14 protein-coding genes are annotated in these 13542 nt (G+C 43.0%); 6 read left to right on the top strand and 8 right to left on the bottom strand.

Translation table 11 applies throughout. The features are described 5' to 3' along the window. Positions 1–122: 122 nt before the first annotated feature. On the top strand, positions 123–1421 hold the full coding sequence (locus GWI56_RS16590) for a site-specific integrase (RefSeq protein WP_198573542.1): 1299 nt from the start codon (positions 123–125) through the stop codon (positions 1419–1421). A gap of 14 nt (positions 1422–1435) precedes the next feature. Here the strand turns inward: GWI56_RS16590 and GWI56_RS16585 are convergent, their stop codons facing one another. Next, on the bottom strand, positions 1436–1663 hold the full coding sequence (locus GWI56_RS16585; protein WP_115335460.1) for a helix-turn-helix transcriptional regulator: 228 nt from the start codon (positions 1661–1663) through the stop codon (positions 1436–1438). Between the two features lie 167 nt (positions 1664–1830). On the opposite strand from GWI56_RS16585, the gene GWI56_RS16580 reads away from it, so the two are divergent. From GWI56_RS16580 to GWI56_RS16565, 4 genes are all read left to right on the top strand, one after another. After that, positions 1831–3135, top strand: coding sequence for a DUF2628 domain-containing protein (locus GWI56_RS16580; protein ID WP_198573541.1), 1305 nt, complete (start codon positions 1831–1833; stop codon positions 3133–3135). 52 nt (positions 3136–3187) lie between these two features. Then, positions 3188–4273, top strand: coding sequence for a DUF1566 domain-containing protein (locus GWI56_RS16575; protein WP_198573540.1), 1086 nt, complete (start codon positions 3188–3190; stop codon positions 4271–4273). Between the two features lie 195 nt (positions 4274–4468). Further along, a complete protein-coding gene (locus GWI56_RS16570; RefSeq protein WP_198573539.1) occupies positions 4469–4801 on the top strand; it encodes a hypothetical protein in 333 nt (110 codons plus the stop codon). Between the two features lie 77 nt (positions 4802–4878). Next, complete coding sequence (locus tag GWI56_RS16565; protein ID WP_198573538.1) at positions 4879–5139, top strand: hypothetical protein; 261 nt, start codon at positions 4879–4881, stop codon at positions 5137–5139. 69 nt (positions 5140–5208) lie between these two features. Here GWI56_RS16565 and GWI56_RS16560 read toward each other — a convergent pair whose 3' ends face one another. The 5 genes from GWI56_RS16560 to GWI56_RS16540 form a co-directional block, all read right to left on the bottom strand. After that, positions 5209–5445 carry a helix-turn-helix transcriptional regulator gene (locus GWI56_RS16560; RefSeq protein WP_198573537.1) on the bottom strand — a complete coding sequence of 79 codons (237 nt, stop codon included), beginning with the start codon at positions 5443–5445 and terminating at the stop codon, positions 5209–5211. Positions 5446–5519: 74 nt separating this feature from the next. Then, complete coding sequence (locus GWI56_RS16555; RefSeq protein WP_198573536.1) at positions 5520–6032, bottom strand: GIY-YIG nuclease family protein; 513 nt, start codon at positions 6030–6032, stop codon at positions 5520–5522. Between the two features lie 109 nt (positions 6033–6141). Beyond that, complete coding sequence (dcm, locus tag GWI56_RS16550; RefSeq protein WP_198573535.1) at positions 6142–7812, bottom strand: DNA (cytosine-5-)-methyltransferase; 1671 nt, start codon at positions 7810–7812, stop codon at positions 6142–6144. Positions 7813–8009: 197 nt separating this feature from the next. Continuing rightward, positions 8010–9128 carry a hypothetical protein gene (locus GWI56_RS16545; RefSeq protein ID WP_198573534.1) on the bottom strand — a complete coding sequence of 373 codons (1119 nt, stop codon included), beginning with the start codon at positions 9126–9128 and terminating at the stop codon, positions 8010–8012. 16 nt (positions 9129–9144) lie between these two features. Beyond that, entirely contained in the window at positions 9145–10371 is a 1227-nt protein-coding gene (locus tag GWI56_RS16540) for a type II restriction endonuclease (protein WP_198573533.1), read from the bottom strand. A 499-nt stretch (positions 10372–10870) separates the two neighbouring features. On the opposite strand from GWI56_RS16540, the gene GWI56_RS16535 reads away from it, so the two are divergent. Beyond that, on the top strand, positions 10871–11368 hold the full coding sequence (locus GWI56_RS16535) for a hypothetical protein (protein WP_198573532.1): 498 nt from the start codon (positions 10871–10873) through the stop codon (positions 11366–11368). Between the two features lie 247 nt (positions 11369–11615). Here GWI56_RS16535 and GWI56_RS16530 read toward each other — a convergent pair whose 3' ends face one another. Together GWI56_RS16530 and GWI56_RS16525 are read right to left on the bottom strand one after the other, a co-directional pair. Next, positions 11616–12419 carry an HNH endonuclease gene (locus tag GWI56_RS16530; RefSeq protein ID WP_198573531.1) on the bottom strand — a complete coding sequence of 268 codons (804 nt, stop codon included), beginning with the start codon at positions 12417–12419 and terminating at the stop codon, positions 11616–11618. Positions 12420–12914: 495 nt separating this feature from the next. Next, positions 12915–13511, bottom strand: a complete 597-nt coding sequence (locus GWI56_RS16525) for a hypothetical protein (protein ID WP_198573530.1) — start codon at positions 13509–13511, stop codon at positions 12915–12917. Positions 13512–13542 lie beyond the last annotated feature (31 nt).

The following is a 13542-nucleotide window of genomic DNA, read 5'->3' as shown; positions in this document are numbered from 1 at the left end:
CACGCTTTTAAGGGCGGGGGATTTTGAATATAACGCTTGTAATATCACTATTACTTTTCATATAGTTACGGCACAAGTACAAACTTTGCAAATTCTTTGCAAAATAGCATCAGAATCAGACCATGAGCAAACAAGTCGAACGGCATGACATTTCAGACGAATTATACGTCTATAAACAAGATAACAGCGAGCGTTGGTATGCCCGCATCAAAGTTGCAGGTAAGTGGCACTCTAAAGCCACCAAGCAGAAAGAAAAAGAGAAAGCCATTGGTATGGCGTATCGGCTTCAAATCGAATACCAATTTATGGCAGACCGTAATCAACTGGTGAGTTCCAAGCGCTTTCGTGATGTGGCTGAAAAAGCCATTAATACCATGGCAGATATTATCAAAAAGGAGAAGGACAAAGACAAAGACAAAAATCACAAGTTTACGACCTACATTCAGGTGCTTCGCAAGTACCATATCCCCTTTTTCGATCGCACTTACATCACTTCGATTAATAATGAAAAGCTGCGTGATTTTGATGAATGGCGTGAAAAGCTACTTGGCCGGAAACCCGCAAAATCAACGCTACTGAACCACAACGCAGCCCTGCAATTAGTGTTTAAGGAAGCCGTAGATTGTAAGTGGATGCTGGCAGCACAAGTCCCCTCACTATCTACCAAAGGGGTTGAATCACAACGTCGCGCGCACTTTTCACCAGAGGAATACGACAAAGCATTCGATGCTGTATATCAGCTTGAGCAAAACAGCCGTAAAGAGAAAACCCGCCAAATTCGTGAGCTACTGATGGACTATATGGAGTTTGCGGTGAACACAGGTATTCGACCAGGAACAGAAATGGAAAGCCTGACATGGGGTGACATCCACATCGATACTAATGAGCACAACATTATCTTCTATATCACTGTGACCAAGGGGAAAACAGTCAAACACACGGGCGTCCGAGAAGTGGTTTGCCGTGATGAAATTTTCTCCAGCGTTCAAGAGTTACGAGAGCGTTTCCCAAACAGAAAGCCTTCTGACAAGCTGTTTCGCTTAGTCGACGGAAGTGAAACCAATGAACTCGGTAAAGCCTTTGATAAAGCGATAAAAGCGGCAGGTTTAAAGTCATCCCCCCATGGCGTTAGAACACTTTACTCATTGCGCCATACCTACATTACTTGGCAACTGATATCAGGTAACGTCAGCATGGAAGTATTGGCTAAACAATGTGGCACTAGCATTGCCATGATTGAACAGCACTACAGCCACGTGACGCCGAAAATGTACAGTAAAGAACTGTCGGGTGTTGACCTAGGCAAAGCCAAGTCCAAAGTAAAAACCAAAAGAACGTCTGGCGTTAAGCAAAATGAAGTGAGATTGACTGAGCTGTTTAAAGAGTGGCAAGTCAGCTACAAACAGCGTGGCTGTATTTAAGCCTTAGACAATGCCTAACCTTTTAGTGATGTTCGACTCGGCAGCAACTCATGTGGCTCACAGTCGAGCACCTCAGCAATCTTGTACAACATATCGAGCGTGATGTTCGCCTCAGCTCGTTCTATTCGGCCGATATAACTGCGGTCAATCTCTGCACGTAACGCCAATTCATCTTGAGATAAGCCTCTGAGCTTTCTCATTTTGCGCATCGCATGACCAAATTCAGTCGCTAATGTTTTCATAGTGTCTCCTTCGTCACAAGGCAACCACTATGGGAATTTGCTTACCAACTAACCACGGATTATAATCCGCATTTAATGCATATAATCCTCATTTAAGTCCTTGAGCAAACCTGAGTTCTGCATGTCTAGCAAAGCCGATTGCTCTTCACGTATCACAAGGAAAGGTAATGAACTCCTACAACGTCATTTTTAAAGGTGAGATAGCTGAAGGGAAAGACCGTCATAAGCTGAGTCAGGCACTGGCAAAGTTTTTGAAAGTCCCAGAAGAAAAAGCACATCTGTTGTTCTCAGGTAACCCGATATGCATTAAGAAAGCTCTGAGCGAAAGTGAAGCTAACGCACTAAAAGCCAAGCTGAACGGTGTGGGTATCATTACCCACATCAAGCCCGTAGCAACTCAAGCCGTAACGTCAGCCCCTGTAGCCACCGCACCTATTACACCAAAACAAGTAGCGAAGCCATCGATTGAAGCTAAGCCTGTTACAGCAGCCACTAAACCGACAGTGAAATCCTATGATGATTTAAGTCAAGGCTGGCAAAAGGTGTTTGCTGAATTTGACCTAAGACAAGCTGACAAGTTGGGCTATTTTGCTTCAGCAAAAAGTCCTGCACATACCTCAAGGCCAAAAAAGGAGCAATTAAAGGGGCAGAATGTAGTCAACATGAATGCGCTCGCTTTTGTGTTTGGCTCGGGGTACTACTTCGCTAAGGGCATGTGGAAGAAAGGCATTTATCTGTTTCTCATGCTAATGCTGCTGAACCTGATAATCCTAGCGGTTGCATCACTCATTACTGATAAGAATCTGAGTAAGCTTCCTTTTATCATTAATTCTATTGTCTTTGGTCTTACGGCTAATTATGACTATTACCGCTATTACAAGCTCGGTGAAACTATATGGCCTTGGATGCCAAAGTGGATGACGAGTTGGTTAGGTATCATATCCTCTGCGGTTGTTACGTTTGTTGCGTTCCTTATCGTCTTAATCATTCTCGGCATTCGTTTCGGTGAACCATTAAATATTATCTATGTAAAAGAGGGGTTCCTCGAAGACTACAAGCAAACCAACATAGGTCAGGCGTTTGATAAATGGACGCCTTGCGCCAACACGGCTTGGGTAGAGCAAGAAGCCAACAATGGTATTACCACAGTGGTCTATACCTGCAATATGAAGCTGAAACACTTCAAGCAAATGGGTCAAAAAGCCTCTGAAGCGGTAACAGGAAAAGTCGATGAAGCCTTTATCTCTCAGGTCACGCGCGCATCATTGACGATTCAGTTTCTCATCAATCTCGACGATACCTTTGAAGTGAATACCACAAGGTGGCAACTGTCATTGGGAGAAGGTAAAGAGTACACCCCGTATATCACCGCCAATAATGCCCTAGATGACATCTACAGTAACTCACTCAACAAGGCTATCGGCGAAATATTCACACCAGAAAACATCCTCCTCAATCAAGTAACGAAGTAATAATCAAGACCAACAGCCTGCTTTAATCAGGACGACATAACAGGGAACACCTATGAATAAGTGCATTCACGCAAGCATCAAACACGCCATAACGTCGGTAAAGACAACACAATCAAAGGCAAATCCACTGCTTTTGAGCATAGTCGCGGCAACATTACTCGCTGGCTGTGGCGGCTCGGAGGGTGGCAGCAACGATGACAACGGACAAATCACCCCAACCGTCTACAGTATTCCAGCGACGGCAAGCCTTGGCGGGAAAATCAGCCCAGCAATCAACATGGTTGAATCCGGCCATACAACCACCTTCACCGTGACACCCGATACCGGCTATCAAATCGATGATATCAGTGGTTGCGGTGGCGCATTAACCCAGAGCAGCTATAAAACGGCAGTCATAAATGCCCAGTGTGCAGTCACCGTATCTTTCAAACTCAGCACGTACAAAATCACCACGCAAGCAACAACCGGAGGCAAAATCAGTCCCGAGAGTATTGATGTCAGTTACAACACCAATACCAGCTTTACTATCTCAACGGACATCGGCTATAAAATTGAATCCGTCACAGGCTGTAACGGCACGCTCAATAACAATGAGTACACAACAGGAAAAGTGACATCAGATTGCCAAATTAACGCCACATTTACCCCAACTGGTGATGGTTCGCTTGCTACGCGTTATCTTGATAATGGCGATGGCACCATTACAGACTTGTTGTCCAATCAGATGTGGATGCGTTGCAGTATCGGGCAAACATGGCAGAACAAGAGTTGCCAAGGTAAGGCAAGCAGCTTCACTTGGGCAGTTGCAAACGCAATGTCATACTCAGATGGTAATTACTCCGATTGGCGCTTACCGACAAAAGATGAGCTGAATTTACTCACTTACTGCTCATCAGGCAAACCAAGATATTGGAAGGTTGGCGATGGGGTATGTGAGGGTGACTTTGACAGTCCTGCTATTGCACAAGCTGCGTTTCCACAAACTCCCGCCGCACCATTCTGGACATCAACCGCAAGCGGCAATGTTATCAATATGGGGTATGCATGGAACATTAATTTTGCACATGGATACGGGAGTTGGAATTATTCAGTCGTTAACATGCATGTTAGGTTAATAAGAAACGTATCTAAGAAATAACAACAGCCAATCAGGTAGGCATTGCAGGAAATGCGCAGCAATGCCTACCGCTTCTAGTCTAAAGATTACCTTTTGAAATGAATACCTTTCTGTAAATAAGAGACTGGCAATAGCAACAAGTTATTGTCCTGTCATACCCTCGCCATTGGATGGTTTCAAATGATAGGATACCGACATAAAACTCAGGAGCTTGAAATGACACACTATAAACGCGAGTTTGGTGAAGACTTTAATTTAGGCTTTAACCTCGCAGATTTCCCTTGGTTGACAGATAAGAGCTGGCACAATGACGTCAGCCCAAGCTTTACCTTTAAAGCAGGTTCTCAGTACCTTGTCCTTTGGGTCGACTATGAAGAACCCGATAGCCGCGAACTAGGGCAAGAACGCTACCTTGTGATGACGGCAATCAATGAAGGTACAGAGGCTGACCCAGAAATCTACACGGGTGAGGATAGCGAAGTGGTATTGGCGACTGAAAGCCCTTCTGAATTAACGGCATATCTGAGACAGTTAGCCTCAGCCCATTAATCATGGGACCACAATCCTGAGCGATTTAGCGACGGCTGTTGCAAACGCCTCAATCGAAAGAAAACATAGGAAAAACAATGATGGATAAATTTGAATTAGGCGCTGAAGGTGTTGGTGATGTTCCTGACTATCTAGCGCAAGAGGGATTAGAATTAGCTGTTCTTTACTTTGAGGAACACGATTTGGAACCAGCAGAATGTTATGCCGCCTACAAGCAGGATCGTGATTCTAAACTGGGTCAGGCTTGGTACGCTGCCGAGACAGAGGCAAATAGAATTATTCAAGGAAATAAAAAGTATGATAACTCAATGATTGTGTTAGTTAATGAGTTGGCTTAACACCATTACCTTGATACTACGCATTGCCTGAGATGAAAACAGCCTATGAAAGTAACTCAAACTGAGCAGCTATGACCCCTGTTTAATCAGCTCAATATGTAATCTACGGATAAACTCTTCAGAAGTCACACCTAACGCATCAATTAGGCCTTCGAGCGAATCAAGGGTTATGTTGCGAACTGAGCGTTCAACTCCAGAAATGTAAGTGCGATCAATGCCAGACTTCCTTGCCAATTGTTCTTGGCTTAGTCCAACCTGGTTGCGCAATTGCCTTAAAGTTAACGCTGTTGCCTGTTTAATACTCATAATCAGCCCTATACATAACAAAAGAAACGATCATCCTAAATCTTTGCCTTAGAAACAACGGACTATCAGTCACACTACGGCATCCTGCCTTCTAACCGAACGATTTCATCAACCTTAGCTTCGTAAACTGATAAAGAATCATCTTCGCTAGTTATAACCTCAAGACCTCTATCATTTTCTAAAAAGAATATAATATCGGATATATGGTTATAGGAGAGTTCATACCACTCACCTCTGACATGAAATTTTTTAAAATTACTGTGTAGAAATTTTTCCAGATAGACTATTTCGCGAGCATACATGTCTTCTAGCTCTGGTTCACTAAAGAGAACTAAAGTCAGCTCGAAAGGGCAGCCTGTTTGATGTGTTTGTAAACGCTTGTCTAAATCATTGGTAATACCTATTTTATAGAAGTTTGAACTTGCACACCTTACAACATATAGATATCTAGGGGCTTTATTATATAGAATGAATTTTTCGAAGTTCCCCATACCCATTTCGAACTTATTCTCTGATAGATCACTATAATCAAATGGATCAGGCATTTCCGCTAAGTGACTATCAGAAAATTTAATTGATTTATACATTATTGTCCGCGTGTTTTAACTGTAGTGGCATTGTTTATTTAGCAACTACAGAGGTATATATTAGAACCGCCTTCGACTTCTAAGAAAACGGTTTTTACATTTCATCTCCCTACAAACATCTTTTCAGCAAATCAGCCACACCACTAAATACTGGTACAACTACAGAGTTACCAAATTGCTTATACGCTGCGGTGTCGGCACACACAATTCTAAAATTAGTATCAGTTTCGCTTCTGTCTTTTTCTGGCTTTTCAAAGCCCATTAAACGCGCACATTCACGAGGTGTTAAACGTCGGGGAGTGCGGTACTGGGAGTCAAATTCCTCAGCATAACGACCGTGCTTGTCATCATACATAGTCTCGCCTTTTTTAATCTGTTCATTAAAAGCATCTTCAGTCGATTCAGGGTGACCTTTCTTCCATTTATTCGCAAACGCTAAAGCAAACTGTTCTCTATCTTGATTTTTGCGAATAGCGAACTCCTTTCTACGCTCAAGATACTCATCCGTTAAGCCATTTTGGTTTATCAGAATTTCTGAACCGTCTTTGTAATAGCGAGCAGATAAAGTCCGAGTTACTGCTTGTTCATTTTTAGGGTCAACTAATCCAAAACCGAAACCATTGCCTTTACTCTGATGCTTGAGAGCATAGTGGTATAGGTAGTTCCATAAGTTTGGCGTAAGCGTGTATTTATCTTGCTCGGCTTTGCTGAGTGGAAGCAGAATGTCTGCTAATGAATAGCGTCGCTCTGGCTTAGGGATGTCTTTTAAACTTAATCTTGCTAGTTCAGGTTTGGCTGCTAATACGTCTTTTCTCACACCGACTAAAACGATACGTTCGCGGTGTTGTGGCGTAAATATTGCGCCATCAATGATTGTCGGCTCAGGCTTACGCATACGTACAATTTTAATGGCTTCTTCAATATCTTTATGCTGATTGCTGATATCAGCAATCCAGTAACCAGCTTTATCTAACGCTCTAATGATCGTTGCGAATGTATTTCCTTTGTCGTGGCTTTTAAGGTTTTTTACGTTCTCAAGTACGAAGAATTTTGGCTGCCTTACTATAAGTATCTGTTCAACATCAAAAAATAGTGTTCCTTGAGTATCACAATCAAAACCGTGGGCGCGACCCAGTGAGTTTTTCTTAGAAATTCCAGCAAGAGAAAACGGTTGACAAGGAAAGCCCGCAAGCAATACATCATGCTCTGGAATGTGCGATAGGATACTTTGCTTTCTTTCGTATCTACTTGCAGTGTCATCACCACTCCTTGTTACTTTTGTAATATCCATAAATGATTTGTTTCTATGTGGGTCATCTTCCTCACTGTTTAGAAAGTAAGGTAATTCGCTATCATCCACAAAGTGGTTTGCAAGGTATGTTCTGCGAGCATTTGCATCGTATTCACTTGTAAACACGCACTTACCGCCCGCGGCTTCAAAGCCTTTTCTTATTCCACCGATACCTGCGAATAAGTCGATAAATGTGAAATCAGGATTATCCCAGTGTGTAGGTTTACGAGGTAGTAAATTTTCTCTAAGATGCGCTATCGCTCTTTCGTGGAAAATGATTGGGTGCTCTTCTGCTGAGGCTTTCCACTTATTAAGTTTTTCTCTTGTCACCGATGAGAAATCACCGCCAAGCGTCTGAAATTGAATAGCAAGATTTTTTTGATCATAAATCTCAACAAGTAGTTTAAGTAACTTATTGCTTTGTAATCTATTCGTTTCGATTCTCAGTTTGTCAAACTGATCGCCTATTAGTATTTCTTTATATAACATAACGATACTTTATGGGAGTTTTACGTAAATTCTATCACACAAAATTCCCAGAGAGTATTTTTATATTGTATGGATATCCAGTACTAAGCATATCCTAAATCGAGTCATCGTAGCGAACGACACAGCTTATGAATATCTGGTGAATCGATGTGGACTTTAGTAATTACTATTTGAGGCATTTGCGCATATAGAGGGGGTTATTTGTTTATTCGGCAACTTTCCAACAGTCTATCCGTGACCTTTTCAAGGGAGGCTCCTTCCAGCAAGAGTTTTATATTCTCTGCCACTTCTTCTGGTGGAGTCTGGTAGCTACCAAGGACATGGAAATCCGTTGCTGGAATCTCAAGGAAGCGGTTCTTGGTCGCACCAGTGAAACTAGTTGTTTCATCGCTCTCTTGGGCTTTCTGGTTCAGAAGAGTTTCGACCTTGGCTATGGTCAACTCGGTGCCAATGAGCAGAACTTTGTTGTAAATGTCCCGGCGGTTAAAGATGTAGCCGGGATCGGAGTCTTTATTCCAGTCAGGTTTTACTAGGATCAGGTGCAGGGTGCGGACACCAGCCTTCCCTAAGTCCCTGACTAGTTTCGCTTGGCCTACATTGATACCAAATTTGAGAGGAGCCTTGGCGCCGCGCCTAAAGGGGAACTTGTGTTTGAGTTCGATCTCCCAGAACTGCTTTCTGTAAAGGACGATCCGATCGAGGTCCCATAGCCAACTGAAAAATGGCTGGATCACGAAGTTTTTCATTACCCTATTAAGCAGCACCTCGTTCCTAAAATTATCTTTTGTTTCAAAGGCCCCATGTAATCTACCCCAGAAAACAGCCATCTGTCTTTCTGTATCCCTGACATTCTGTTGGATAGCGGGGAAAAGGATAGTTGCGCAACGTCTTTTTCGTTGCAGGAAGGTTTGAAGCGGCAATACCTTTTCTTCTTGTCCGGGTTTGTGACAGTAGAAGTCGTAGCTTTCCTCGTCGAAGCCGACGATAAAGGTGGTTTTAGGCGCAAGTTTATGAAGAGTTCTAATATACTCTTGACTTGCCCAGTTGTTGCTTCGGTCCCAAACGAAGAAACAGCGAGCATTTCTGGCTCCCTTCTGCAGAGCAATAACTGTCGTAACGTTCAGCACCTCGAGGCCTAGTTGTTCGAGGTACTTTATGTAAGTCATGGCAACTGGTTCTATTTGTAGTCCTTCTAGGGTCTGGTGCTTGTCGTAGCTAAGGAGCTCGAACTGAATGCTTTTATTGTCCAGATCCAGTTGACTAAGCACAGTACCGTTGCCGACAGGTGTTTGCGTCCCTTGCATTTGTGTATTCACGTTGTGTTTGCTCCAACTAGCGCTGTATACTTTTGATTTCGTCGATAAAGTTCTTGAATGACATCAGCCATTCGGCCTGCGACGGTTTATAGCTCGCTTGGATTGCTTCAGGTACCACGAGCTGCAGTTGTAGTTCTTCCATCTGCTGAGTCTGGGCTTCGCTGATAGCTGGTTCCATTGTTATAAGATGCTTACGCGGAACTCGTTTGCCCTCAGCCAGCACCTGTCTCCACCTGTCCTTGCAGGTAGTCTTAGCCCCGAGAATACGGAGCTTCTCTACCGGGAAACTAGTATCGGCATAGCTGCCACTGCCGGGAAATAGGAAGTCAGGCCTTTGTCTCCCCTCTGTTATGGCTCCGCGGTCAAACATGATGCCGTTGGAAAACAATATAGTTTCGATATGGTTCTCAAAAGCATGTCCACTCCGTGATTTCCTACGATTCTGGACGCTGAGCGAAAAGCGTACGAACTCGTCGACATCGTCGCCATTCTCACCGAACCCTTCGCGCAGTCTCTGCTGCACGATGTGTTTCTCAAGCTGCCTGAACACCGACTCTTCAGTCTCCATCCACTCTATGAGCGCCGTGTCGGGGTTATCGACCGGAGATAACTCCCTTGTTAGGTCACGTGCAAATTTGGAGAAATCCTTGGTTTTTGGAAATTCGGCACCGAACTTATCGAGGATAAGCTGAAGGTAGTCTGTACCGTCGGAGCCGATTTCTATACCGTACCGAGCGAACATCAGCCTGATGGGGAGGGTGAATCCAGGCTGGTCGACCTTCACGCCGGTTAGCCCCCTCTCATTGGTATCGGTATCCCGCACACCGAAAAGTATTCGGATCTGATCTTCGTACTCGCTACCAGGGGGACAGAAGATCATCAGCAGCGTCCCTTCACGTGTAACCGCTATCAAGAAGAAATCGCCGGGCTCAAACCTGTTACTAACATCGTTAGATTTGTAATAGAGACGCCACTCGGGAGAGCGGTTAGGGTCTTGGTAGCGTGTATCGTACCAAGTAACTGTATCCTCGCTGATGATCGGCTCGCCTTCCTCCTCAGTGAGGTAGACAAGCATTGCGGCAATCTTTATCTGGCTGCCGTCATCAGGAGTTCCCAAGTCTTTGCCAATGCCTGCCTTGATCAGCCCGCCTATTTCGTGCTGATTTGACACAGGACTGGCATCGACGGCTGTAAGGTATTTGAATGCGGCGGACGAGAATACATCGGCAAGCAGCTCGAACATGCTTAACTCTTATGATTAAAATACTATTGGATAAGCTTAACCTAGATTAAATTCTAACTCATCAACAAGTTACATTTTTGATAGTTATGCTGTATATATTCGCGAAGTCATACGGAATCGCCACGGGTTCTTGAGACGACTTTATAAGCTCATAACAAAGCAACCTGCTAAGCAACTTCACGACGTAACTATCGAGTTTGTTAGACAAACAACAACTTCTGCATTTTAATCAACAAACATGCAGAAATCGCGTGTTTTCACACATCCTTAAACTGCTTTGATAGCAAATGAGGCCGCGACTAACTCGATAACTACCGCATTCCATTTACAGCATACTTTGACATGACAAATAATATTTGTTTTAAATATACGTACTCCTGAAGCTTTTCTCATTGACGTGGGACTGTTTCGAAGCATATTTTACACAAACACACTGCTATCTGACTGTTAGTAGTACTTCTGGAAGGAGATTTAGACATGAGTAGAAACATACATAGCTATGGCTCAGCTTGAAGAAGCTACCACTAAGCACAACGCCACATTCGACGAAGCAAACAAGATCTTTTCAGATACAGAGAAGGGTCTTAATAAAATTAATATTAACTTCTGGTACCAATACCCACTTTTCCCAAGACTTCCCGAACCACCTTCAGGAATGCCTAGTATACAGCCTCAGCATTTTCCCCTTCAGCCTTTCACCGTGACCACCTATCAACCAGGTTATATCTCTGGAAGGCTAGTAATCAGGAAAGTAATTTCCGAATGCGATTATGTGCGTGATGCTTGGGGCAACATACTTTACGGGCCTAGTTATTTTCCCTACACAAAAAAGATAAATGATAATGTGGGCGATGAAACTCCTGTAGCAGATAGCTCGAGAGAGCTAAGAGTTATGGTAATTGAGACCTTACCAATGTTTCTCGAGTTTGTTCGCTCATCGATCACGACAAATACTCAGAGTCTCAACTGGGCACTAGGTAATATGCTTTCTAAATAAATTTCAATTCGTTCAGTTTGGGAAATACTTTCGTAACGGAACTAACGTCCTGAGAAGTAATACAAACATGTTGGCGAAAATGGCTAAGCCGCCGACATGTTTGTATCCTAAATTGGTCAAGAAGTGAATCGCAGCTTCTTCACTAGACGCCTATTAGCTTCATGCAGCACTAAGTTAAAGTGTCGCGAAATAAACTCTGCAGCGGGTTTGAAACGCAGCGGAAAACCAATCAGGCAACATGCGCTTGTTAGCCCTTTGAAGCCAGAATTTTGATTATTTCATTATATTCAATGTTACTTTCCTTCATGAGTATATGAACGGCTTTATGGCAGTTAGGACAAAGAAGCGCTAAATCTTGGGGTTTGATGGTGTACTTTTCTGAGTAAGTAGAAATTGGAGTCTTGTGGTGTGCCTCAATATACTTAACTCCATATTTTTTATGAAAATCCAATGAACATATTTCGCAGAACCATGAGCGAGCATTCTTTACTGCGGAAACTACCGTCTTGCTTCTTTCTGCCATCAAATGGGTGACATAACGACGCTCACCTTCTTGATACAGCACCTCGCTCTGATCATCAACTTCATCCTCAAACAATGAACCTTTTCGAGTAAGTACAACGAATTTTTCTTCGATCTCTGAAACAGAAAAATCACCTTCGTAAAGCCATTTTTCCTTTGACTCTGTGAACAGGAGGATAGGATAAAGATGCTGTGGTTGCTTTATTAGAACATCGTTGGCCTTTTCCTGAAAATTAACCTCTCCATTCCTTGCTTTAAATGAATAGTGAAATACCGATTTTGTATCGTCAGACCAGCCATCTTCTTCATATGATCCGGGACGAGTTTTTATAATTACAGCTTTCACGGACGGTAACTTTCCAATCCAGTTTATGCCTTGCTGAGGTGTATTCCAGATTGCAAACTCAGAACCCGACCAATACTGCGAGGACTCAACCTTAGAGTACTGAATTAGGTCAAATAAATTTCTCTTTGAAACTGTATCTCCAGCGACAAGAGAAAATAAACTTTGTGGCTTACTCAATTCCATGTGCACGCTCTAATGTTTGTAAGGGCTAACGTCTTAGTCTTTATGCGCTGTTGGCAGGGCATAAATCGCTTGTTGGACTTGACCACTACAAGTGGCATAGTGTATTTATGCCTTAATATGTGGAAGGAAGCTCGCCTCATGGGTAGGAATACGTTCCCAAGTGACCATAACACCACTTGGTAGCTCGACAGGTTCTCCAGATGAAATACTCAGCATGAATGCTACGACAGACTCCTCTCGAGGATTTCTTTCATTGAGGTCGTTTTCTGATGCAGGTATGTACCAAATCCCTCCAGCAGAACGCCAAACGGATGTACTAATGTTTATTGAATAAAATGCACCTAAGGGATAAGCACCGTCGGTAGACCGACATCCATAAAGCCGTCGAATTGCCTCTGTAAGTGGATAAATTACCCCTCGGATATTGCGTCGAGAGTCAGGCATTGGTCTATAAGGCATTTCAGAATCTCCTCTTCTTATAGTTGAGGGAAAGTTCTATGGAATGATCATTCTTTTTACAACTTCAGCAATTTCCATTAAGTCACTATCCGCGGTTAAATTTCGTCCCAAAAATGGTGCTATAACTAACTTCGTAGCGTTATCTGAACTAAGAACCGATAAGCTGTTTCGCTCGCCTATCTCATGTTTTGTCTCTTTGAAAGATTGTGGTGCACCGTCCCCCCAAAATGCAAGCTTGAACTCTTCCAAAAAGCTCCTACCAAAGCAGACAATAACTTTTGGCTTAAACTCTTTTACTAATTGATGTAGAAGCTTGAATCGATGGTGTGCGCAATATGTTTGGTAATGGTATTTAATACGAGTTTTTGTCAGTTCAATATGTTCAACTGACCATTCATCAATGTTTGTTGCCGGAAGAGGAAATAAGTTAACTTTAAACTCATTTGAATCCGCTTCGCAGTATTTTTGGCGCATGTAATCTCGATAATCACCTTTGTAATCATATGCATTGCATAATATCTTTGAGATTTTTTGATCAAACTGCCATTTTAACAATCTAGGATTTTCGTTCTTCCAATCCTTTGATAAATAGGGCACAGCATAATTCGATATGGCATAGGTAGGTCTAGTCATCCCCGATGTGATCCTTTCATCAGATGACCCC

This window comes from Shewanella sp. DW31 (genome assembly GCF_015767295.1).
Classification (GTDB): Bacteria; Pseudomonadota; Gammaproteobacteria; order Enterobacterales; family Shewanellaceae; genus Shewanella; species Shewanella oncorhynchi.
This window is presented reverse-complemented; position numbering and strand designations above follow the sequence as displayed.

What these genes read in the sequence shown, in the direction of transcription:
- GWI56_RS16590 (WP_198573542.1), top strand. Translation starts at nt 123, where the DNA reads ATGAGCAAACAAGTCGAACGGCATGACATTTCAGACGAATTATACGTC.
- GWI56_RS16585 (WP_115335460.1), bottom strand. Translation starts at nt 1,663, where the DNA reads ATGAAAACATTAGCGACTGAATTTGGTCATGCGATGCGCAAAATGAGA.
- GWI56_RS16580 (WP_198573541.1), top strand. Translation starts at nt 1,831, where the DNA reads ATGAACTCCTACAACGTCATTTTTAAAGGTGAGATAGCTGAAGGGAAA.
- GWI56_RS16575 (WP_198573540.1), top strand. Translation starts at nt 3,188, where the DNA reads ATGAATAAGTGCATTCACGCAAGCATCAAACACGCCATAACGTCGGTA.
- GWI56_RS16570 (WP_198573539.1), top strand. Translation starts at nt 4,469, where the DNA reads ATGACACACTATAAACGCGAGTTTGGTGAAGACTTTAATTTAGGCTTT.
- GWI56_RS16565 (WP_198573538.1), top strand. Translation starts at nt 4,879, where the DNA reads ATGATGGATAAATTTGAATTAGGCGCTGAAGGTGTTGGTGATGTTCCT.
- GWI56_RS16560 (WP_198573537.1), bottom strand. Translation starts at nt 5,445, where the DNA reads ATGAGTATTAAACAGGCAACAGCGTTAACTTTAAGGCAATTGCGCAAC.
- GWI56_RS16555 (WP_198573536.1), bottom strand. Translation starts at nt 6,032, where the DNA reads ATGTATAAATCAATTAAATTTTCTGATAGTCACTTAGCGGAAATGCCT.
- dcm (WP_198573535.1), bottom strand. Translation starts at nt 7,812, where the DNA reads ATGTTATATAAAGAAATACTAATAGGCGATCAGTTTGACAAACTGAGA.
- GWI56_RS16540 (WP_198573533.1), bottom strand. Translation starts at nt 10,371, where the DNA reads ATGTTCGAGCTGCTTGCCGATGTATTCTCGTCCGCCGCATTCAAATAC.
- GWI56_RS16535 (WP_198573532.1), top strand. Translation starts at nt 10,871, where the DNA reads ATGGCTCAGCTTGAAGAAGCTACCACTAAGCACAACGCCACATTCGAC.
- GWI56_RS16530 (WP_198573531.1), bottom strand. Translation starts at nt 12,419, where the DNA reads ATGGAATTGAGTAAGCCACAAAGTTTATTTTCTCTTGTCGCTGGAGAT.
- GWI56_RS16525 (WP_198573530.1), bottom strand. Translation starts at nt 13,511, where the DNA reads ATGACTAGACCTACCTATGCCATATCGAATTATGCTGTGCCCTATTTA.